At 68.9% G+C, this 21,037-nt stretch carries 24 protein-coding genes; 10 read left to right on the plus strand and 14 right to left on the minus strand.

The window, feature by feature from the left end; genetic code table 11:
- The coding region (locus VNJ47_02295) for a hypothetical protein (protein ID HXG27663.1) at positions 1–368 on the minus strand (368 nt) is incomplete at its 3' end.
- Between the two features lie 81 nt (positions 369–449).
- Here VNJ47_02295 and VNJ47_02300 point away from each other — a divergent pair.
- Positions 450–926 (plus strand): SRPBCC family protein, encoded by a 477-nt coding sequence (locus VNJ47_02300; GenBank protein HXG27664.1) that lies wholly within the window; start codon positions 450–452, stop codon positions 924–926.
- Here the strand turns inward: VNJ47_02300 and VNJ47_02305 are convergent.
- Positions 916–1,050 carry a DUF3096 domain-containing protein gene (locus VNJ47_02305; protein ID HXG27665.1) on the minus strand — a complete coding sequence of 45 codons (135 nt, stop codon included), beginning with the start codon at positions 1,048–1,050 and terminating at the stop codon, positions 916–918. The two genes, VNJ47_02300 and VNJ47_02305, sit on opposite strands and share 11 nt — an antisense overlap.
- Positions 1,051–1,086: 36 nt before the next feature.
- On the opposite strand from VNJ47_02305, the gene VNJ47_02310 reads away from it, so the two are divergent.
- Positions 1,087–1,512, plus strand: a complete 426-nt coding sequence (locus VNJ47_02310; GenBank protein HXG27666.1) for an SRPBCC family protein — start codon at positions 1,087–1,089, stop codon at positions 1,510–1,512.
- Between the two features lie 9 nt (positions 1,513–1,521).
- On the opposite strand, the gene VNJ47_02315 is transcribed toward VNJ47_02310, so the two are convergent.
- A complete protein-coding gene (locus VNJ47_02315; GenBank protein HXG27667.1) occupies positions 1,522–1,740 on the minus strand; it encodes a hypothetical protein in 219 nt (72 codons plus the stop codon).
- 92 nt (positions 1,741–1,832) lie between these two features.
- Between VNJ47_02315 and VNJ47_02320 the strand changes: the two genes are divergently transcribed.
- Positions 1,833–3,440, plus strand: a complete 1,608-nt coding sequence (locus tag VNJ47_02320; protein ID HXG27668.1) for a long-chain fatty acid--CoA ligase — start codon at positions 1,833–1,835, stop codon at positions 3,438–3,440.
- A 202-nt stretch (positions 3,441–3,642) separates the two neighbouring features.
- Here VNJ47_02320 and VNJ47_02325 read toward each other — a convergent pair whose 3' ends face one another.
- The 7 genes from VNJ47_02325 to VNJ47_02355 form a co-directional block, all read right to left on the minus strand.
- A complete protein-coding gene (locus VNJ47_02325; GenBank protein ID HXG27669.1) occupies positions 3,643–4,992 on the minus strand; it encodes a flavin monoamine oxidase family protein in 1,350 nt (449 codons plus the stop codon).
- A gap of 67 nt (positions 4,993–5,059) precedes the next feature.
- Complete coding sequence (locus tag VNJ47_02330; protein ID HXG27670.1) at positions 5,060–6,277, minus strand: RNA polymerase sigma factor; 1,218 nt, start codon at positions 6,275–6,277, stop codon at positions 5,060–5,062.
- A 35-nt stretch (positions 6,278–6,312) separates the two neighbouring features.
- On the minus strand, positions 6,313–6,669 hold the full coding sequence (locus VNJ47_02335; protein ID HXG27671.1) for a YciI family protein: 357 nt from the start codon (positions 6,667–6,669) through the stop codon (positions 6,313–6,315).
- A gap of 13 nt (positions 6,670–6,682) precedes the next feature.
- Entirely contained in the window at positions 6,683–7,045 is a 363-nt protein-coding gene (locus VNJ47_02340; protein ID HXG27672.1) for a DUF1428 domain-containing protein, read from the minus strand.
- 86 nt (positions 7,046–7,131) lie between these two features.
- Positions 7,132–7,560, minus strand: coding sequence for a VOC family protein (locus VNJ47_02345; protein HXG27673.1), 429 nt, complete (start codon positions 7,558–7,560; stop codon positions 7,132–7,134).
- Complete coding sequence (locus VNJ47_02350; GenBank protein ID HXG27674.1) at positions 7,557–8,042, minus strand: VOC family protein; 486 nt, start codon at positions 8,040–8,042, stop codon at positions 7,557–7,559. The genes VNJ47_02345 and VNJ47_02350 overlap by 4 nt, the downstream gene beginning before the upstream one ends.
- Positions 8,043–8,247: 205 nt before the next feature.
- On the minus strand, positions 8,248–8,592 hold the full coding sequence (locus VNJ47_02355; protein ID HXG27675.1) for a YciI family protein: 345 nt from the start codon (positions 8,590–8,592) through the stop codon (positions 8,248–8,250).
- A gap of 170 nt (positions 8,593–8,762) precedes the next feature.
- Here VNJ47_02355 and VNJ47_02360 point away from each other — a divergent pair, with 170 nt between their 5' ends.
- The gene (locus tag VNJ47_02360; GenBank protein HXG27676.1) at positions 8,763–8,963 is read left to right on the plus strand and encodes a DUF2061 domain-containing protein; all 201 of its coding nucleotides are present in this window, start codon (positions 8,763–8,765) and stop codon (positions 8,961–8,963) included.
- Here the strand turns inward: VNJ47_02360 and VNJ47_02365 are convergent.
- Positions 8,938–10,221 (minus strand): C69 family dipeptidase, encoded by a 1,284-nt coding sequence (locus VNJ47_02365; protein HXG27677.1) that lies wholly within the window; start codon positions 10,219–10,221, stop codon positions 8,938–8,940. The genes VNJ47_02360 and VNJ47_02365 overlap by 26 nt on opposite strands.
- A 62-nt stretch (positions 10,222–10,283) precedes the next feature.
- Here VNJ47_02365 and VNJ47_02370 point away from each other — a divergent pair, with 62 nt between their 5' ends.
- Together VNJ47_02370 and VNJ47_02375 are read left to right on the plus strand one after the other, a co-directional pair.
- The gene (locus tag VNJ47_02370; GenBank protein HXG27678.1) at positions 10,284–12,263 is read left to right on the plus strand and encodes an ATP-binding protein; all 1,980 of its coding nucleotides are present in this window, start codon (positions 10,284–10,286) and stop codon (positions 12,261–12,263) included.
- 109 nt (positions 12,264–12,372) lie between these two features.
- On the plus strand, positions 12,373–13,035 hold the full coding sequence (locus VNJ47_02375; protein ID HXG27679.1) for a hypothetical protein: 663 nt from the start codon (positions 12,373–12,375) through the stop codon (positions 13,033–13,035).
- Positions 13,036–13,217: 182 nt separating this feature from the next.
- Here the strand turns inward: VNJ47_02375 and VNJ47_02380 are convergent, their stop codons facing one another.
- Genes VNJ47_02380 through VNJ47_02390 form a run of 3 tightly spaced genes read right to left on the minus strand, consistent with a single transcriptional unit; the run spans position 13,218 to position 17,000 of the window.
- Complete coding sequence (locus VNJ47_02380; protein HXG27680.1) at positions 13,218–14,255, minus strand: helix-turn-helix transcriptional regulator; 1,038 nt, start codon at positions 14,253–14,255, stop codon at positions 13,218–13,220.
- Complete coding sequence (locus VNJ47_02385; protein ID HXG27681.1) at positions 14,233–16,080, minus strand: ABC transporter ATP-binding protein/permease; 1,848 nt, start codon at positions 16,078–16,080, stop codon at positions 14,233–14,235. The genes VNJ47_02380 and VNJ47_02385 overlap by 23 nt, the downstream gene beginning before the upstream one ends.
- Before the next feature lie 23 nt (positions 16,081–16,103).
- On the minus strand, positions 16,104–17,000 hold the full coding sequence (locus VNJ47_02390; protein HXG27682.1) for a TIGR01777 family oxidoreductase: 897 nt from the start codon (positions 16,998–17,000) through the stop codon (positions 16,104–16,106).
- Between the two features lie 55 nt (positions 17,001–17,055).
- Here VNJ47_02390 and pdhA point away from each other — a divergent pair, with 55 nt between their 5' ends.
- The 4 genes from pdhA to VNJ47_02410 are packed head-to-tail and all read left to right on the plus strand — an operon-like array spanning position 17,056 to position 20,971.
- Positions 17,056–18,258 (plus strand): pyruvate dehydrogenase (acetyl-transferring) E1 component subunit alpha, encoded by a 1,203-nt coding sequence (gene pdhA / locus VNJ47_02395; protein HXG27683.1) that lies wholly within the window; start codon positions 17,056–17,058, stop codon positions 18,256–18,258.
- A complete protein-coding gene (locus VNJ47_02400; protein HXG27684.1) occupies positions 18,255–19,262 on the plus strand; it encodes an alpha-ketoacid dehydrogenase subunit beta in 1,008 nt (335 codons plus the stop codon). The genes pdhA and VNJ47_02400 overlap by 4 nt, the downstream gene beginning before the upstream one ends.
- Positions 19,263–19,311: 49 nt before the next feature.
- Positions 19,312–19,710: a GxxExxY protein gene (locus VNJ47_02405; protein HXG27685.1), complete on the plus strand. Its 399-nt coding sequence runs from the start codon at positions 19,312–19,314 to the stop codon at positions 19,708–19,710.
- A gap of 19 nt (positions 19,711–19,729) precedes the next feature.
- Complete coding sequence (locus VNJ47_02410; GenBank protein ID HXG27686.1) at positions 19,730–20,971, plus strand: dihydrolipoamide acetyltransferase family protein; 1,242 nt, start codon at positions 19,730–19,732, stop codon at positions 20,969–20,971.
- Positions 20,972–21,037 lie beyond the last annotated feature (66 nt).

Here is a 21,037-nt window from a genome sequence, read left to right on the forward strand (position 1 = left end):
CTGCCGGGCCTGTCGCCGGATTCATCCGACCCGCCGAACAGCGACTTGTACCAGGGCGTGTCGGGCGGCTCGGCCTGGCTGTGTGCCTCGGCGGCCTCGGCGCGGCGCTCCGCAGCGCGATCCAGGCCGCGGGTGGCGCCGGGGTCGGGGTGCCGGTTGCTGGCGGCCGGGGCCTGCGGGGCGGAGGCCCCGCTGTCGCGGCGCTGCTTCTCGGCATCCGAACGGATGATGATCTGCACGCCGCCGGCCTCCTGGCGTCGGGCGGGCTCGGCGGCGGCCTCGTCCGTGGCGGGGGCGGCGGCCAGGCTCGTGCTGGCGAGTCCCAGCAGCATCGCCGCCAGCGCCGGTGTCATTTGCTTCATGCGCATGTTCCGATACCCTTGCGGAATCGCCGGTCCAGTATAGAGCCGCGGCGGGCCACCGGCGTCAAGCGCAGGGAGTCTTCAGGAATGCAGGTTGAAACCCGGGCCTCGGTGATGGTGCCGGCGGACGCGGCGCGCGCCTTCGCGCTGGCCACCGACCTTGAGAATTTCCACCGCTATTTCAGGGGCAGCGGACCGATCCCGGCCGTGAACAAGGTGGTGTGGCATCCGGGCGCGCGGCCGGTGCCGGGCGCGCGGCGCGACGTGCACAATTCCGACGGCTCGGTGATCCTGGAAGAGCTGCAGGAACTGGATCCGCCGCGGCGCCACCGCTACCGGCTGCTGGGCGGCTTCAAGCCGCCGTTCTCGTGGCTGGTCGAGTACGCGGAGGGCGACTGGCATTTCACGCCGCAGGACGGCGGTACCCGCATCGACTGGGACTACGCCTTCGTCCTGCGCACGCCGCTGGCCCTGCCGGCGGTGGCGCCGGTGGTGAAGCTGTTCTTCCGCCGCGCGATGCAGGACTGCCTTGACGCCATGCGCGCCGCGCTGGTCAGCGGATGATGCCGATCACGCCGACGGCGATCAGGTAGGCGGCGACGATATAGTTGAGCAGCTGCGGCCGCACCAGGATCGCCACGCCGGCGATGATGGAAATGAGCGGCACCAGTTCGATGTGCAGGGTCATGTTCGGTCCTCGTCTTCAATCACCGGAAACGGCATCATGGTATTCGAAGAAGTGCTGGAGTTGCGCCGCCGGCCCGAGGAGGCGCTGAACTTCGTCGGCGACTTCCGCAACCTGCTGTTGTGGGACCCGAGCTGCCGCGCAGCGCGCATGACGCAGGGCGACGGCCTGGCGGCGGGCAGCCGCTTCCACGTCGTGATCCGCTTCGCCGGGCGCGACATCCCCATGGACTACGCGGTGCGCGAATACGAACCCGGCCGGCGCGTGGTGCTCGAAGGCCGCTCGGACCGCGCGCGTGCGGTCGATACCCTGACCGCCGAGCCGCGTGTCAATGGCTGCCGCCTGACCTACCGTGCCGAGATCGTGGTGGACGGCGCCGGCCGACTGATGGATGTCGCCATGACGCTGCTGTTTACGCCCACCGTGCGGCGCGGCATGGCCAATCTGCGCCGCCTGCTGGGCTGACCCGGCAGGCTACTTGCGCCGGCCGCCGACGACCACCAGTACGATGCCCGCGGCCAGCGCCAGCCCGCCGGCCAGCTTGACCGGGATGGTTTTTTCTTCCTTGGTCTTGGCCTCGAGATCGCCGAGCTTGAAGACGGTTTTTTCCTCTTCGTAGCTGAACACGCCGAGCGCCAGGCCGGCGGCGCCGGCGACGATGAGCAGGATGCCGATGAGCGTGAGCGGTTTCATGGTGCTTTCCCCTTTCCAGATGGCCGCAAGGCTTTTATTGTTAGCCGGTCCATCATAACCATAGAGCGTCCCCGGTGCGCGAGGAGTCCGCCATGTCTTCAACGATGATGAACTTTCCGCTGACGCTGATCCCGATCCTGGAGCGCGCGGGGCAGGTGTTCCCCGAGGTCGAGATCGTCACCCGCCGGCCGGACAAGTCGCTGCACCGGCACACTTATGCCGATTTCTACCGCCGTGCCCGTGCGCTGGCGGAAGTCCTGGTCAAGCTGGGTCTCAAGAAGGGCGAGCGCGTCGGCACACTCATGTGGAACCACTACGCGCACCTGGAGGCCTATTTCGGTATCCCGGCCGCGGGCGGCGTACTGCATACGCTCAACCTGCGCCTGTTCCCGGAGGACATCGCCTGGATCGCCAACCACGCCGAGGACCGCTTCCTGATCGTGGACGACGTGCTGCTGCCGCTGTACGAGAAGTTCAAGGACCAGGTGAAGTTCGAGAAGGTGATCGTGTTCCCCTTTTCGGGCAAACCCGTGCCGGGCGGCTACGCGGACTACGAGCAGTTGCTGGCCCAGGCCACCGGCAAGTTCGAGTATCCGAAGCTGGACGAGTACGACGGCGCCGGCATGTGCTACACCTCGGGCACCACCGGCAAGCCCAAGGGTGTGCTGTACTCGCACCGCTCTTCCGTGCTGCATGCCTTTGGTATCGCCTTGCCGGATGCCGCCGGCCTGTCCATGCGCGACAGCGTGGTGCCGGTGGTGCCGATGTTCCATGCCAACGCCTGGGGCCTGCCGTATTCGGCCACGATGATGGGCAGCAAGCAGGTCATGCCGGGGCCGCACCTCGACGCCGAAAGCCTGCTCGACCTGTTCGAAAAGGAAAAGGTCACGCTGGCCGCCGGCGTGCCGACCATCTGGATGGGTGTATTGGCCGCGCTGGAAAAGGAACCGCAGCGCTGGAAGCTGGCCGGCATGCGCATGACGGTCGGCGGCAGCGCGGTGCCGGAGTCCATGATGCGCGGCTTCGACAAGCACGGCCTGCGTGTGGAGGAGGGCTGGGGCATGACGGAGCTCTCGCCGCTCGGCTCGCTGGCGCGGCTGAAACCGTCTCTGGATTCGCGCAGCGTGGACGAGCAATACAGTTTCCGCGCCAAGGCGGGCATCCCGCTGCCTTTCGTCGAGGTGCGGGTCGTGAACGAGAACGGTATCGCACCTTGGGACGGCAAGACGGTGGGCGAGCTGCAGGTGCGCGGGCCCTGGGTCACCGGCAGCTATTACAAGCTGCCGAAGTCCGATTCCTTCACGGAGGACGGCTGGTTCCGCACCGGCGACGTGGTGACGATGCTGCCGGAGGGCTATATCTCCATCACCGACCGCACCAAGGACCTGATCAAGTCCGGCGGCGAGTGGATCAGCTCGGTGGACCTGGAAAACGAGATCATGGCGCACCCGGCGGTGAAGGAGGCGGCGGTCATCGCCGCGCCGCACCCGAAGTGGATGGAGCGCCCGCTGGCGGTGGTGGTGCTGAAGGAAGGACACCAGCTCACCAAGGACGAGCTGCGCAGCTTCCTCAAGAGCAAGTTCGCCGACTGGTGGCTGCCGGACGGCGTGGCCTTCGTGGACGAGATCCCGCGCACCTCGACCGGCAAGTTCCTCAAGACCAAGCTGCGCGACCAGTTCCAGGACTGGAAGTGGGAGTGAGCCGCACCCGATGTTGGGGTAACCGTCGCGAGCTGTCTGCTTTCTCCATGAATGCAAATCTCCGGAACCTGCCAACCGTCCGACTCAGGGAAGAGGCGGATAGAGACCTGACACAAGCCGCTTCCTGGTATGAACAACAACGCGCCGGTCTCGGGCATGCGTTTCTGGACGGGCCGCTCGCTACGTTCGTTGTAGGGCTTTCCTAAGCCAGGATCTCCGCCGCCACGCGCGCGCCGGATTCCAGCGCGCCGTCCATGTAGCCGCACCAGGTGGTGGCGGTCTCGGTGCCGGCCCAGTGGATGCGCCCCAAGGGCTGGCGCAGCAATGCGCCCAGTCGCGTCATCAGGCCGGGCGGCATGAGCGCGACGTAGCAGCCCTGCGACCAGGGATCGGCACACCAGTCCTTGTCGATGTACTCCAGCGGCGTCGCCGCCTGCGGCCCGAAGTATTCGACCAGCTGCTGCGTGGCGGCGGCCTGGCGCGCCGCCTGCCCGCGCTCGCTCCAGACGGCCGCCTCGGTACCGAGGATGAAGCCGACCAGCGCGCCGTTCCGGCCGTGCTGCGGCGTGGCGTCGAAGGTCATGCGCAGCGGTGCTTCGTCGCAGATCATCTCGCCCGACCAGCCGGCCTCGCGCCAGAACGGCCGCTCGTAGATGAGCAGGCATTTGATCACCGAGCCCATGCGCATGCCCTGCAGCAGCTGGCGCCGGCGCGCGGGCAGGGCCGGCGTCCATTGCAACGCGGCGGCCTGCCCGGGCGGCAGCGCCACGACCAGCCGCTGCGCCTCGAAGTTGCCGGATTCGGTCAGCGCCGTGACGCCGGCGGCGTGCTGGTCCACGCCCCACACCGGCGTGTTGAACTGGATCTCCGCGCCGGCCTCCTGCGCCTGGCGCAGCAGGCCCTCGGAGATGGCCTGCGCGCCGCCCTGGATGCGCTGTTCCTGCGCGCCGTCCGGGATTTCCACCAGCCGCATCAGGCCGCCGGCCGAGCGCAGGTAGAACAGGAACTGCAGGAAGGAGACCTCCTCCGGCTCAGTGGCGAACACCGCATGCGTCGCCGCGCGCAGCAGGTTGAACACCTTGCGGCTGTGCGTGTGCCGCTGCAGCCAGTCGGCGGCGCTGATGGCGTCCCAGTGCGCCGCCTGGCGCGCGGTGGCGGGATCCTCCAGCGGAACCTTGCGTGCCAGCCGCTCCAGCCGCGACAGGTTCAGCTGCAGATCGAGCAGGTTGTGCAGCGGCAGCGAGGGGATGGTATTGCGGTAGTCGGAGCGCCGGCCGCAGAGCTTGAGCTGCTTGCGCCCGGCGTGGAACTGGGGATAGGTCTCGATGCCGAGTTCGCGCAACAGCGCCAGCACGCGATCCTGGGTCGGGCCGACCCACTGGCCGCCGACGTCTACCGGCGTGCCGTCGCGCGCCGCGATCGTGCAGGTGCGTCCGCCGACGCGCTCGCGCGCCTCCAGGATGCGTACCGACCGGCCGGCGCGCGCCAGCGCGCGCGCCGCGGACAGGCCGGCGAGGCCGGCCCCAATGACGATGACATCCGTGCTGAGCATCGCGAATCCGCCGTCTGAATCGGAGTGCGCAAAAGTATGACATGCCGCCCGCGGACGGCGGCAGGCTTCAGGCGGGCAGTTCGGCCAGGCGGCGTTGGAGCAGCCGCCGCTCGGGCGTCTGCTGCGTCAGTTCCAGCGCCCGCGCGTAGGCCGTGCGTGCGCCGGCGTAATCGCGCAGCCGCCGGCACAGCTCGGCGCGCGCGGCATGGGCCAGGTAATAGTCGCGCAGCTGGCCGCGGGCCAGGATCGCGTCGATCAGCGCCAGCCCGGCCTGCGGGCCGTCGCGCATGGCGATGGCGACGGCCCGGTTCAGCTCGATCACCGGCGACGGGTCTGCGCGCAGCAGCACGTCGTACAGGCCGACGATCTGCGACCAGTCGGTGGCCGCCGCGGTCGGCGCCTCGGCGTGCACGGCGGCAATGGCGGCCTGCAGCGTGTAGGGCCCGAAGCGGCGCGAGGCGAGTGCGCGTTCCAGCAGCGTCAGGCCCTCGGCAATCTGCGCGCGGTCCCAGCGCGTGCGATCCTGGTCCTCGAGCAGGATCAGCTCGCCGTCGGGCGTGCTGCGCGCTGCGCGGCGCGCGTCGTGCAGCAGCATCAGCGCCAGCAGGCCCTGCACCTCCGGCTCCGGCAGCAGCTCCACCAGCAGGCGACCCAGCCGGATCGCCTCGGCCGACAGGTCAAGGCGCGCCACCGCGTCGCCCGAGGAGGCCGAGTAGCCCTCGTTGAAGACGAGGTAGATCACGCGCAGGACGCTGTCGAGCCGCTCCGCCAGCTCGGCACGCGCCGGCACCTCGTAGGGAATGCGCGCATCGCGGATCTTGGCCTTGGCGCGCACGATGCGCTGCGCCAGGGTCGGCGCGGGCGTGAGGAAGGCGCGCGCGATCTCCTCGGTGGTCAGGCCGCAGACCTCGCGCAGGGTCATGGCCACCTGCGCGTCCGGCGGCAGGGCGGGGTGGCAGCAGGTGAACACCAGCCGCAACGGGTCGTCCGCCAGCGTTTCTTCGTCGGCGTCCACCGCGGTTTCGTCGGGCACCGCCTCGGCCTGCTCGGCCACGTCCTCCAGCGAGGTGAAGCGCCGGCCGCGCCGCAGACCGTCGATGGCCTTGAAGCGCCCGGCCGACACCAGCCAGGCACGCGGGTTGGCCGGCAGGCCTGCGCGCGGCCACTGCTCCAGCGCGGCGCGAAAGGCCTCGTGCAGGGCCTCCTCGGCCAGGTCGAAGTCGCCCAGCAGACGGATCAGCGTGGCCAGGACGCGGCGCGACTCGGCGCGGTAGACCGCGTCCACCGTCGCGCGCAGGTCCGGTTGTTGGGCATCGGCAATCAGCTTGGCGTTTCCAGCACGGGGCGGACCTCTATGCTACCGCCGACGCGCAGGGTCGGGATGCGCTTGGCCAGCGCGATCGCCTCGTCCAGGTCGCGGCACTCGAGCAGGTGGTAGCCGCCGAACTGCTCCTTGGTCTCGGCGAAGGGGCCGTCGGTCACGGCCAGCCGGCCGGCCTGCAGGCGCAGCGTGGTCGCGGCGCTGCTCGGCTGCAGCTGGGCCGAGGCCCGGTGGTGGCCGGATCGCTCCGTCTCCCGCACCCAGGCGCCGTAGTCGCGCATGACGCCGGCGCGCTCGGCCTCCGGCAGCCGGTCCCAGCGTGCCTCCTCGATGCAGCACAGGAGCAGGTACTTCATGGCCGCTGCGCCCCTACAGCTCGACCATGGCCTTGAAGCCGCCCCAGAACATGCGCTTGCCGTCGAAGGGCATTTTCTTGGGGTCCATGGTCTTGGCCAGGCGCGGGTCCTTCATGACCTTGGCCAGCACCTGGTCGCGATGCTTGCGCGACTTGTACACGATCCACGAGAACCACACCGCCTCGCCCGGCTTGAGCTTCACCGCCTGCGGGAACGAGGTCCACTTGCCTTTCTTCACGTCGTCGGCGATGCACTCGACGTACGCCAGCGCGCCGTGCTCACGCCAGACCTTGCCGGCCAGCCGCGCGAGGCGGCGGTAGGCTGCCGTGTTCTTCTTCGGCACCGGGATCACGAAACCATCTACATAACCAGCCATTGTTGAGTCCTCCTGTCAGTCGTATCGACCCTTCTCCCTGGCCCTCTCCCCGCGAACGGGGAGAGGGGATTAATCTGGAAGCGCCTTTACTGCTGGGGCATTGCCGCCGGATCCATCCAGAACAGCTCCCAGATGTGCCCGTCCAGGTCTTGGAAGGCGCGGCCGTACATCCAGCCGTGATCCTCGACGGGCCAGAAGTCCCGGCCGCCCGCGGCCAGCGCCTTCTGCAGGATGTCGTCCACCTGCGCGCGGCTGTCGAACTGCAGCGCCACCAGCACCTCGGTGTTGCGGTGGGCGTCCACCAGCGGGTAGGGCGTGAAGCTGCCGAACTTCTCCCGCGTCAGCAGCATCGCGAACATGGTCTCGCCGATGATCATGCAGGTGGCGGTGTCGTCCGTGAACTGCGGGTTGAAGGTGAAGCCCAGGCGGCCGAAGAACTCGAGGGACTTCTTCAGGTCCTGCACCGGCAGGTTGACGAAGATCCGGCTGGCGCTCAGTGCGGCCGGGCGGGTCATGGCGCCTTCCCCGGCATCTGCGACATCGCTTTCTTCATGGCCTCCGGCCATTCTTCGGGCGGCACCTCGCGCACCTGGGTGGCGAGCGACCAGCGGTGGCCGAACGGATCCTCGATCTGGCCGTAGCGATCGCCCCAGAACATGTCAGCCACCGGCATGCGCACTGTGGCGCCGGCCTCGACCGCGCGCCGGAACGCGGCATCGACATCCTTGACGTAAAGGTGGATCACCACCGGCGAGCCCTTGAGGGTCTTTGGGCCGAAGGCGCCGAAGTCCGGGAACTCGTCGGCCAGCATCACCGCGCTGCCGTTGATGCGGATCTGGGCGTGCATGAGCTTGCCGTCCGGGCCGGGCAGGCGCGCTTCCTCGACCGCGCCGAAGGCCTTCTTGTAGAACTCGATCGCCTGTGCCGCGCCATTGCAGACCAGGTGCGGCGTGACGCTGTGCATGTCGTCGGGGATGGGTTTGACCTTCTTCGGCATGGTGCTCTCCTTGGGTTGTGTTGCCTTGTCCTGACTTTGTAGGAGCGTGCCATGCACGCGACCAGCCTTCAGGCCTGCGAAGCTGTCGCGAGCAGGCTCGCTCCTACCCTGGTCGAACCGTATGCCGCGAAATCGACAACCCCTGTTCATCCGCTGCCACAAGCGTGCCCGCCATCAGTCGCAGCATGGGTCCTGCCGGAGTCGCTCAACCCGTGCTGCGGCCCGCCAGCTGCCGGATCGGTCGCACCTCGATGCTGCCGACCCTGGCCGGCGGGATTTTGGCGGCGAGCTGGATGGCCTCGTTCAGGTCGTGCGCCTCGACCAGGTAGAAGCCGGCCAGCGCCTCCTTGGTCTCGGCGAAGGGACCATCGGTGACGGTGATCTTGCCGTTGCGCACGCGCACGGTGGCGGCCGTGCGCACCGGCTGCAGCGCTTCCGAGGCCAAGCACTGGCCCTTGGCACGGATGCCCTCGTCGTAGGCGACGCACTCGGCGTCGTCGAAGCCCTCGAGGGCCTTTTCCTCGGCATAAACCAGGCACAGGTATTTCATCTTGGCTCCGGGTTCCGGGTTGATCGGTCGCGGTTATTCATTGGTCGCTTCGGACGGACCGCAATCGACACCACACAACATAGTTTTTGACAATGCTGAGCATTAATGCGATTGCTTTGACCTATCATACGAGAATCATTATCGTTGCGGCCATGAACGCAGCGCCCCGCATGACTAAGACCCTGAGCTTCGCCGCCGTGCATTTCACGCTGGCGTTCACGCTGGCCTACCTGATTTCCGGCAGCCTGCTGACCGGTGGCCTGATCGCGCTGATCGAGCCCTGCTGCAACACGCTGGCCTACCACCTGCACGAAAAGTTCTGGGCGAGGGCGGGCCGTCCCGTGCTCAGCCCAGCCCATCCATGCGGTTGAGCCACCGCCAGTAGAGCCCGGCCGGGTTCAAAGGTGGCCGCAGCGGCGTGGGCGATTCGGCCGCAAGGCGCCGGTCCCATTCGCGCGCGTAAGCTTCCGCCCGCTGCCAGGCGGCGGCATCGGGCGCCGCGGTGCCGTCCAGTTCAGCGAACAACGCTGGCTCGAGCGTGTCGCGCATCGCGCGCAACCGCGCGCGCAGCCCGGTGTCGAACAGCGCGCGGCGGTGCAGACGTTCATGCTGCCACCAGAAGGCTGCCTCATCCTCCTCGCCGGGCGGCGTGAGCACCGAGAAATCCTGCGCCGGGTCGAAATTCGCCGGGCGGAACAGCGACAGGCAGGGCGCGCTGCTGCCGGTGAAGACATGCCGTGCATCGCACGGCGCGAGACGCGAGATCTGCGCGCCGGTGGTCTGGCTGCGGCGGATGAAGCCGACCGCGTGCAGGCAGAGGTCGGCGTTGCTGCCAGCCAGCGGATCGTCGTCCCCGTGCGCGTGGCGGCGCAGGTGCGCGGCCATGCGTCCGAAGGCCGCCGTGCCGCGCGCGGCCTCGGCCAGGCAGCCGAGCGCCAGTTCGCGGCGCTCGTGCGCGCGGCCGAAATACGGCAGCAGGTAAGTGTCGAAGGCGCGCGCGAAGTCGAGCTCGCCGCGGCCGTTCCAGCGCCCGTGCTCGCGCGCGAAGTCGTGCAGTCCGGCCGAGTGCAGGTCGAAATCCGCGCCGATCGTGAGGCAGTTGGAGATCGCCGCGAAGCCCGCGACGCGCTTCGCCACCCAGTGTCGCTGTGCGGTTTCCAGTACCCAGGCCTCGCGCGCGTCGGCGATGATGAAGCTGTTGTCGTAGCAGAAGCGCTTGTCGCGATAGCCGGCCGGGCCGCCCTGGCCGTGCCGCTCGAGCAGCGTGGTGATGACCCCCAGCGCCGCCCGCGCACTGGCGCCGCGTTCCAGGCCCAGGCGCAGGAGGTCCATGCCCAGCAGCGCCGGGCGGCGCTCGACGACGCGCGTGAATACCGCCTCGTTGCCGATCACCACACCCTGGTCGTTCGCGCCCATCTCGGCGCCCCAGATCCACTTCGGCTTGGACAGAATGACCCCGTGCCGGTCGCGTACCTGCGGTATTTCGAGGTAGGTGCAGCGCAGTGTCGGCGTGGCATCGCCGCGTACCGCCGGCAGCCGGACCACCGGCTGGGGCTCGCTAGGCTCGCGGTCGGAGTTCTTGGCGAACCAGACCACGCCCGGCTGCAGCAGCACCTGGGTATCGCACATGTAGATAGATGGTCCAGATCAAAAAGCCGGCTTCTGCGCTAGAGTAGCCCGAAACGACCGCCATGAATGCAAAAGGGGCCATCCGCTTTTATTACCGACCGTTGCCGCGCAGCGCGGCGGCGGTGTGCGCGGTGACCATCATCTTCGTCGGCCTGCTGGCGCTGATCGGCTGGTCGCAGGATCTGCTGCTCCTGCAGTCGCTGATCCCCGGCGCGCACCCCATGCCCTACTTCACCGCGCTGGGCTTCGTGCTCTCCGGTGCCGGCCTGCTGGCGGTGTTCCGCGGCCACCGGGTGATCCCGATTCTCTGCGGCCTGCCGGTGGCCATCGGCTTCGGTTACCTGCTGACCGAGTATTCGCTCTGGGCGGGTCTCGGCCGTGCGCCGCTCATCGCCGGCTTGCCCCTGCCGCCGCACCTGACCGACATCGGCGCGCAGAGCGCGGTGGTCAACCTCGGCCTGTGCATGACCGGCATCGCACTCATGCGGCTGCCGTTCATCAGCAGTAACCGCCCCGGGCTGCGCGAGCTGGACATGCTGACGGGTTTCCTGTTCGGTGTGGCCAGCGCCGGCGTGGTGGCCTACCGCGCTGCCGAGTCGGCCGGCAGCGAATGGGTGTGGATGTTCTCCATGCCGGTCTCGGTGGCGCTGTGTTTCATGCTGATCGCCATCGCGCTCAACGCCGCCTCCACCGACCCCGACATCCGCGTGTTCGAGCGTTCGGAGCTGCGGCTGCCGGTGGTCATCTCGGTGCTGCTGGTGAGCGTGAGCCTGGTGGTCTGGCTGGTGCTGGTGCTGACGGGCGTGAACAGCTTCGGCTCCAGCCTGCTGGTGGTGGGGTTGCTGGTGGCCATCCCGCTGGCCTCGCAGACCTTCGAGGTCTGGATCCGCCGCCTGCTTCTGCCGGAGCCGGTCAATACCGAGGGCACCTTTCGCGCCCTGCTGGAGAGCATGGGCGAGGGCGTGATGGTCTGTAACCGCAAGGGCCAGGTCACGCTGTGCAATCCGGCCATGCGCGCGTTCTTCGGGCTGTCGCCGCTGGTCGCGCGCGGGCTGGGCCAACTCGAGCATGCCTGGGATGCGCAGTACCAGTTCGTCAAGGCGGACGGTTATACCCCGGTGGACTGGGACCAGGCGCCGCTGAAGCGCGCACTGGCCGGTGAAACACCGCCCGCCATGGAGGTGGTGACCGGTGGCAGCAAGCCTCACCACCTGCAGATCACCGCCCGGCCGGTACTCGATGACAAGCACCGGGTGTTGGGTGCGGTCATGACCGCCACCGACATCACCGCCCTCAAGCAGGGCGAGGCCGCGCTGCGGCGCTACACCGAGATCGTGGCGCGCACCAGCCAGGAGCTGGAGCGCGTCACCTATATTTCCGCGCACCACCTGCAGGAGCCGATCCGCGAGATCGCCAGCTATGCCCAGTTGCTGGCGCGCGAGCATGCCGGCGAGCTCGGCGGACGCGCGGGCGAGTACCTGAACTACCTGGTCGGCGGCGCGCAACGGCTGAAAACCCAGCTGGACGACCTGATGACCTATCTCGACATCGGCTCGCAGCGCGTGGCGCTGCAGCCGGTGTCGATGGGCGAACTGCTGGCCCAGTGCTGCCGCGAGCTGGACGAAGCCGCGCAGCGCAGCGTGGTGCAGGAAACCGATCTGCCGTCGGTCATGGGCGACCGCGCACTGCTGGCGGTCCTGTTCAAGCAGCTGATCGGCAATGCGCTCAAGTTCAACCACAGCGCCAGTCCGCGCGTGGCTGTCAGCGCGCGGCGCGACGGCGAGTTCTGGGAGTTTCACGTCACCGACAACGGCATCGGCGTACGGCCGGAGCACAGCGAGCGCATCTTCGAGCTGTTCCACCGCCTGCACATCCAGGAGCAGTACCCTGGCACCGGTATCGGCCTGGCGATCTGCCGCAAGATCGTGTTCCTGCACGGCGGCCGCATCTGGCACGAGCCCGCGCCGGGCGGCGGCTCCACCTTCTGCTTCCGCCTGCCGCTGGTGCCGCCCATGATGGACTGGGGGCATGCCGCCGCCTGAAAGCCGCGCGGCGTTTCTGGTAAGGTGCGCGGAAGGCGGCCGCCCGTGTTGCCGCACCGCTTCGTTCATAGTCCAAGGGTCTGTTCGAAAGATGTGTTGTTTCCGTCACTTGCCCTGGCTGCTGTGCGGCCTGCTGTTTCTCGCCACCACCGCCGGCGGCGCCGCGCCCGAGCCCGCGCCCAAGAAACCGCCGCTGCAGGTCGAGGAGCACGAGATCGAACTCGACTGGGATCCGACCATCAGCATGAAGAATCTGGTCCGCGGCATGCCGCGGCTGCCGCCGACCACCGTGACGGTCAGGCGTTTCCGCGACCTGCGTCCGCGTACCGAGCTGGTGGCCGACGTGATGGAGAGCCCCGAGCGCGTGCACGTATTCCTCACCGAGGACAGCGTCGGCGAGTGGGTCACCCACAACTTCGCGCGCAGCCTCGGCCAGGCCGGAGTGCGCGTCACCTCCGGCGGCGAGGTCGTCATCAGCGGCGAGATCATCACCTTCCTGGCGTCGAAGTCGCCCGACTACAACGGCGACGTGGCGATCCGCATCAGCGTCGAGCGCGGCGGCAAGGTGCAGTGGCGCGGCACGGTGTCCGGCTGGGCACATGAGCCCGACGGCAGCGGCATCGGCGACGAGGACGACTACAACGAGGTGCTGAGCGACGCCATCATGCGTGCGGCGGCAAGCCTCGCCTGGTACCCGAAGTTCCGCGCCTCTCTGCTGGGGCAGACGGCGGAGGAACCCGTCGTGCCGCCGGCGCCGGAGCCTGTCGACTAAGCGCAGTCGCGCACAAAAAAAGAACCCCGGGGTTGCCGGGGTTTAAATGCGTCGGTATGCCGGGAGGGAGCTCTCGGCTTGACGCGGGGGGATGGCGGAAACTGCTCGCGCAGTCCCTTGATTGACAGCCTAGTCCCCCGGCGTCGGCCGGTCTGTAGAGGAAACTGCCTAATGCCGGCACCCTAACTGGCCTTGTCGTCCTGCCCCTGCTGCGCGTCTGCACCGCGGCGGTTGAACAGTCTGAGCATCTCGACCAGGCGGTCGCGGCTGTGGATGCCGAGCTTGGCGTAGATGCGCGCCGCGTGGTTGGCCACGGTCGAGGGGCTGATGTCGAGCCGCTTGCCGATGGACTTCAGCGTCAGGCCCGAGGCGATCGCGCGCACCACGTCGCGCTCGCGCGGCGACAAGAGGTCCATCGGGTTGACCTCGCGCAGGTGCACCACGGTCATGCCTTCGCTGCGCGAGCCGCGCACGTGCAGGCCCGCGACCACCGGTTCCTCGGTGCCGCTGCGGTCCAGCGGCGGCAGCGGGAAGGGCAGGTGCCCCCCGCGCCAGTCCGGGAAGTGCGTGTGCAGCAGAGCGCGGAACCGGTCGTCCGCCTCCAGCAGCATGCCGCGGTCGTCGAGCACGCCGGTGCTGTGGCGGCTGGGGCGGCCCAGGCTTTGCAGCAGGTGGTCGATATTGGCCAGGCCGCGCAGGGCCAGCGTCAGCCCGCCGCCCAGGTGCGGTGCGACCGGGCCGATGGTGGCCAGCTCATCGGCGCCGAAGGCGGGACGGCCCTCGCGGCGCAGGAACAGGATCAGGCTCTGCATCGGCCGGCCGGGGTGCGGGCTGCGCACGGCCAGCAGCTGGGCGACGCCGGCCTCGCGGAAATGCGCGCGCAGGGTGGCGAGCCGGCCGAGGCCGCCGCGGGCGATGTTGAGGGAGGCCAGCCGCGCACCGCCTTCGCTGGTGGCATCCTCGAACAGGGCCTGCTCGAAGGCCTGCCAGTCCGGCGGTTCGAGCTCGGCCAGGAAGCTGTTGCGCACGCGCAGCCGCCACAGGCTGGTCGGTACCGGCGTCTCGTGGTGCAGGATCCCCCAGAACAGGGCGTCGAAGGCCAGCCGCTTGCCGCACAGCTCCGCCGCCAGGCCGCGGTACTGCGCCGGCCCGTGCAGGGCGGCGTGCTCGTAGAGCTGGTAGATGCTTTCGCTCTGATCAGGCTGTTCTTGTCTGCCCATAGCCGCCGATCCCCTCCGCCCCGATGCGCTGCGGCCCGGCGTGCCGGGCTTCTTCTTGTTGCAGCCTCCACAGATTGGCATAACGGCCGCCGGCCTGCAGCAATTCGACGTGCCGACCCTGTTCCACGACCCGGCCGTGCTCCAGCACCAGGATGCTGTCGGCGTCGATGACGGTGGACAGCCGGTGGGCGATCACCAGCGTGGTGCGCTGCTCCGCGATCTCGCGCAGCGCCTGCAGGATGGCCTGTTCCGCCACCGAGTCGAGCGAGGAGGTGGCCTCGTCGAACACCAGGATGCGCGGGTTCTTGAGGATGGTGCGGGCGATGGCGATGCGCTGCTTCTCGCCGCCGGACACCTTCAAGCCGCGCTCGCCGACCCGGGTTTCGTAGCCGTCCGGCAGGCGACTGATGAAGCCGTCCAGGTGCGCCAGCTGCGCGGCGTGCTCGATCTCTTCGCGGCGGGCATCGGGTCGGCCGTAGGCGATGTTGTAATAAATGGTGTCGTTGAACAGCACCGTGTCCTGCGGCACCACGCCGATGGCCTGGCGCAGGCTGTCCAGCGTCACCCCGCGGATGTCGCGGCCGTTGATCTCGATGCGCCCGCCGCCGACGTCGTAGAAGCGGAACAGCAGCCGCGCCAGCGTGGACTTGCCGGCGCCGCTGGCGCCGACCACGGCGAGCTTGCTGCCCGGCGCGATCTCGAAGCTCACTTCATGCAGGATCGGCCGGTCCGGCCGGTAGCCGAAGCTCACGTCCACGAAGCGCACGGTCGCCGGGCCGCCCGGCAGCGGCTGGGCGTCCGGCGCTTCGGTGACGGCGGGCGCGGCGTCCAGCAGCCGGAACATGCGCGCGATGTCGGCCAGCGAGCGCTTGACCTCGCGGTACACGAAGCCGAGGAAGTTCAGCGGCAGGAACATCTGGATCATGTAGGCGTTGACCAGCACCAGGTCGCCCAGCGTCATGCGGCCGCTGACCACCTGCTGCGCCGCCAGCCACATCATGGCGGTGATGGCCAGCGCAATGATCAGCGCCTGGCCGGCGTTGAGGCTGGTCAGCGACAGCCGGCTCTTGCGCAGCGCGGCCTCCCAGGACTGCAGGTGGCGGTCGTACTGCTCCGCCTCCCAGTTCTCGTTGTTGAAGTACTTGACCGTCTCGTAGTTCAGCAGGCTGTCGATCGCATGCGTGTTGGCGCGCGAGTCCAGCTTGTTGGCCTCGCGCACGTAGCCGGTGCGCCACTCCGTCACCCACACCGAGAACGCCACGTACAGCGCCGCCGCGCCGAAGGTGATGGCGGCAAACCCGGCATCGTAGTTCAGCAGCAGGATCAGCGCGATCAGCGTGATTTCGAGCAGCGTCGGCACGATGTTGAACAGCATGAAGTTCATCAGGAAGCTGATGCCGGACAGCCCGCGCTCGATGTCGCGCGACAGCCCGCCGGTGCGCCGCGACAGGTGGAACTCGAGGTCCAGCCGGTGCAGGTGCCGGAACACGGACAGCGCGATGCGGCGCATCGCGCGCTCGGTCACGCGGCCGAAAACAAGATCACGCAACTCTCCGAACAGCACCATGCCGAAGCGCAGCGCGCCGTAGGCCAGCAGCAGCGCCAGCGGCAGCACCAAGAGTTCGCCGGCCGGCAGGCGGGCCGCGTCGAGCGCATCCACGATGTGCTTGAGCAGGATCGGCAAGGCCACGCTGGCCAGCTTGGCCAGCAGCAGGAAGCCCATGGCCACCGCCACGCGCGCGCGGAACTCGAGCAGATAAGGCAGCAGCAGCGGGATCGCGCGCCAGTCGCCCTGGCGATAGCTGGAACTGGGGTCTGGCGGCATGTCCCTATGCTACGCCAGCGGCTTCATGTCAGGCAGGCGGTAAGCGCCTCCGGCAGCCGCGGGTAGCGGAAGACATAGCCGGCGGCCTGGGTCCGCACCGGCAGCACGCGCTGGCCGGTCAGCAAGAGGTGCGCCATCTCGCCGACCAGCAGGCGCACGATGGGCGCGGGCATGTGCAGGAACGCGGGCCGGCGCAGCGCAGCCGCCAGCGCGCGCACGAACGCCGCATTGGTGGCCGGTTCCGGCGCGGTGCCGTTGAAGGCGCCGGTGAGCGTTGCATGCTGCAACAGGTACAGGATGATGCCGACCAGGTCGTCGAGCTGGATCCAGGACATCCACTGACGGCCGTCACCGAGCTGCCCGCCGAGGCCGAGGGCGAAGGGCAGCCGCATGGACTTCAGCGCGCCGCCGTTGCGGCCAAGGACGATCCCGGTGCGCAGCCGACACACGCGCACGCCGAGCGCCTCTGCCTCCTCTGCCGCCGCTTCCCAGGCGGCGCACAGCTCGGATTGATACTCATCGCCGGGCGGGGAATTCTCGTCCAGCAGCTCGTCGCCGCGCGCGCCGTAGTAGCCCACCGCCGAGCCGCTGACCAGCACCTGCGGCCGGCGCGGTGCCTGGCGGATGTAGTCCACCAGCTGCTCGGTGGTGCGCACGCGGCTGTCGCGGAACACCCGCTTCCAATGCGCGTTCCAGCGGTGCGCGGCGAGGTTCTCGCCGGCCAGGTTGACGATCGCCTCCGGCGCGCTGCCTGCATCCAGCGCGCCGAGGCTGTCGATGGCCCTGACCCGGCCCCGGAAATGCCGGCGCGCACGATCTGCATCGCGGCTGAGCACGGTGACCGCATGCCCGTCGTCCAGCAGCCGCTCGCACAGGGCGCTGCCGATGAAGCCGGTGCCGCCGGTGACGAGGAGGTTCATGTCATGGCCCGCCATGGTCCATACTCTCGAAAGATAGCAGAGCGGGAGCCAGGGGATGGACTCGGACGGCAAGGCGCATAGGCCAGAGACGGCGGGCGCGACGGAATCGGTCGCCCGCTTCGAGATCCGCCTCACGCGCTGCCTGAATCCTGACGGCACGCCCTGCGGCGAGTTGCCGCCGCTGGCGCGCGATGCCGAGGCGCTGCGCGCGCTGTACCGCGCCATGGTTTGGGTGCGGATGTTCGACCGTCGTGCCATCGCCCTGCAGCGCACCGGCCAGCTCGGCACCTACGGCGCTTCCTTGGGCCAGGAGGCGGTGTCTGCGGCGCTGGGCTGCGTCATGCGCCCCGAGGACGTGCTGCTGCCGACCTACCGCGAGTACGCCGCACAGTTCCAGCGCGGTGTGGATCCGGCGGACATTCTCCTGTACTGGGGCGGCGACGAGCGCGGCATGGCCTTCGCACAGGGCCGGGGCGTGCAGGACTTCCCGATCTGCATCCCGGTGGCCTCGCATGTGCCGCACGCGGCCGGCGTGGCCTTTGCTTTCAAGCAGCGCCGCGAGCCGCGTGTGGCGGTCTGCGTGCTCGGCGACGGCGGCACCTCCAAGGGTGATTTCTACGAGGCGCTCAACGTGGCCGGCGCCTGGCGGCTGCCGCTGGTGGTGCTGGTCAACAACAACCAGTGGGCGATCTCGGTGCCGCGCGCCGCGCAGAGCGCGGCGCAGACGCTGGCGCAGAAGGCGATCGCGGCCGGCATCCCCGGCGAGCAGGTGGACGGCAACGACGTCATCGCCCTGTGCACGGTGCTCGAGCGCGCGCTCGCCCGCGCCCGCAGCGGTGCGGGCGCCTCGCTCATCGAGGCCCTCACCTACCGGCTGGGCGACCACACCACCGCCGACGATGCCAGCCGCTACCGCGACGAGGCCGAGGTGCAGGCAGCCTGGCAGCGCGAGCCGCTGCGGCGCTTGCGCGCCTGGCTGGCCGCGCAGGGCGGGTGGGACGAGGCGCGCGAGAAACAGCTGCTGGCGGATTGCGAAGCGGAGGTGGAAGCGGCGGTGAAACGTTACGAGACTGTCGCGCCGCGCACACCGGCCACGATGTTCGAGCATCTCTATGCCGAGCTGCCCGCGGCGTACCGGGCGCAGCGCGATGCGCTGGAAGTCGGAGCAAGCTCCTCCTCCTTGACCGGAGAGACAGATGCTTTAGCCCCCTCCCTCTCGATGGGGGAGGGCGGGGGTGGGGGTGAACCCACGCCATGACTCGCAACCCCGCCCATTCCGGCAGCACCGCCATCACCCTGGTCGAGGCCGTCAACCGTGCGCTGGCCTGGGAGATGGCGCATGACGAGCGCGTGCTGGTGTTCGGCGAGGACGTCGGCCGCGACGGCGGCGTGTTCCGCGCCACGCTCGGGCTGCTGGAGCGCTTCGGACCTGAGCGCGTGCTGGACACGCCGCTGTCGGAAACCCTGATCGCCGGCATGGCCATCGGCATGGCGGCGCAGGGCCTGCGGCCGGTGGCCGAGATCCAGTTCAGCGGCTTCATCTATCCCGCGCTGGATCAGATCGTGAATCACGCCGGCCGGCTGCGCACGCGCACGCAGGGGCGGCTGTCCTGTCCGCTGGTGCTGCGCTCGCCCTGCGGCGGCGGCATCCGCGCGCCCGAGCATCATTCGGAAAGCGTGGAGACCTTTTTCGCGCACATCCCCGGCATCCGCGTGGTGATGCCGTCCACGCCGGCACGCGCCTATGGCCTGCTGCTGGCGGCAATCCGCGACCCGGACCCGGTGGTCTTCCTGGAGCCCACGCGCATCTACCGCCTGGTGAAGCAGGACGTACCCGACGACGGCCAGGCGCTGCCGCTGGACGTGTGCTACACGCTGCGCGAGGGCCGGGATGTGACGCTGGTGGGCTGGGGCGCGGCGCTGCACGAATGCCTGCAGGCGGCCGATGCGCTGGCCGGCGCCGGCATCAGCGCGGAGGTCATAGACGTCGCCACGCTCAAGCCGCTGGACATGGGCACGATCCTGGAGTCGGTGGCGCGCACCGGCCGTTGCGTGATCGTGCACGAGGCCGCGCGCGAGGCCGGCTTCGGCGCCGAGATCGCCGCGCGCCTGGCCGAGGAGGGCCTGCTGCACCTGCTGGCGCCGGTGCGGCGCGTCACCGGCTACGACTGCGTCATGCCGCTGGCGCGGCTGGAGCAGCACTACATCCCGAGCGTGGCGCGCATCGTCGCGGCGGTGCGGCGCGTGATGGAGTACAGTTGAAGAAATAGAACAGGATGATCAGGATGTTTCAGGATTGACAGGATGTCATATGGGTTTTGAGGATTCGGACCTGACCGGGAAAATTATTGGCGCCGCGTTCGCTGTGCATCGAAGTCTGGGCAGCGGCTTTCTGGAGAAAGTCTATGAGAACGCGATGTTCCATCAGCTGCGGAAGTCTGGGTTATGCGTGTTGCAGCAGGCGCCCGTGGCGGTAAGGTATGACGGCATGGTTGTTGGCGAATACTTTGCTGATCTGCTGGTGGAGGGTCGGATCATCTGTGAGCTGAAGTCTGGCGATAACTTGACCAGGGCTCATGAATTTCAGCTGGTCAACTATCTGCGTGCAACGGGCCTGAATACCGGGCTTCTGATTCATTTTGGCGACCGGATCGCGATTCGACGCAAGTTCAGAACATTCGCACGTCCTGATCATCCTGCAGCATCATGATCATCCTGTTCTATTTCTTATGACCATCTTCCGGCTTCCCGACCTCGGCGAAGGGCTGATCGAAGCGGAGATCCGCGAGTGGCATGTGAAGGTTGGGGACACGGTCAGGCAGGGCCAGCCGCTGGCCGCGGTGGAAACCGACAAGGCTGTCGTGGACATCCCGAGCCCGCAGGACGGGAAGGTCACGCGCCTGCACGGCAAGCCCGGCGACATCGTCGCCGTCGGCGCGCCGCTGGTGGAATTCGAGGGCGGCGAGGATGCGGATGCCGGCAGCGTAGTCGGCAAGGTCGAGCGCGGCAGCGCGGTCGTGAAAGAGGAGGCCGGCGAGGCCGCGGCCGCGCCCGGCAGGGGCTTCCGCGTGACGCCGGCGGTGCGCGCGTTGGCGCATAAGCTCAACGTGGACCTGTCGGTGGTCACGCCCAGCGGGCCGGACAGCCTGATCACGGCCGAGGACGTGAAGCGCGTGGCGCGCGTGCTGGCCGAGGCCGGGCCGCTCGAACCCTTGCGCGGGCCGCGCCGCGCGATGGCGCGCAGCATGGCGCTGGCGCATGCCGAGGTCGCTACCGTCACCGTCACCGACGACGCCGATCTCGGCGACTGGAAAAAGGGCGAGGACGTCACCCTGCGCCTGATCCGCGCGATCGTGGCGGCCGTCAAGCTGGAGCCTGCGCTCAATGCCTGGTACGACAGCCAGGCGATGGGCCGGCGCGTGCTGAAGGTCGTGCATCTGGGCATGGCGGTGGACACGCCGGACGGGCTGTTCGTGCCGGTGCTGCGCGATGTCGGCAACCGCGACCCCGCCGACCTGCGCCGCGGCCTGGAGAACCTCAAGCGCGACGTTCGCAACCGCCGCATCCCGCCCGAGGAACTGCGCGGCTACACCATCACGCTGTCCAACTACGGCGTCTGGGGCGGGCGCTATTCCGATCCGGTGGTGGTGCCGCCCTGCGTGGCGATTCTCGGTGCCGGCCGCATCCGCGAGCAGGTGGTCGCGCGCGGCGGCCAGCCCGCCGTGCGGCCGCTCTTGCCGCTGTCGCTGAGCTTCGACCACCGCTGCGTCACCGGCGGCGAGGCCACGCGCTTCCTGATGGCGGTGATCCCGATCCTGCTCGCCTTCACCGCCAACGCCGGCACCAAGGCGGTGGTGGCCTTCGTCGCTGGCGGGCGCGGTTTTGCGCTGAAGGTGATTCCCGGCGTGGCGTTGATGGTGGTGGCGGCCTGGCTGGGCCTGCTGCTGAACCGCTTCAACCCGCTGCTGTAGGAGCGGCTTCAGCCGCGATTCTGCCGCGGCAGATCGAAGAGTCGCGGCTAAAGCCGCTCATACAAC

The organism is Nevskiales bacterium (genome assembly GCA_035574475.1).
In the GTDB taxonomy this organism is placed as follows: Bacteria; Pseudomonadota; Gammaproteobacteria; order Nevskiales; family DATLYR01; genus DATLYR01.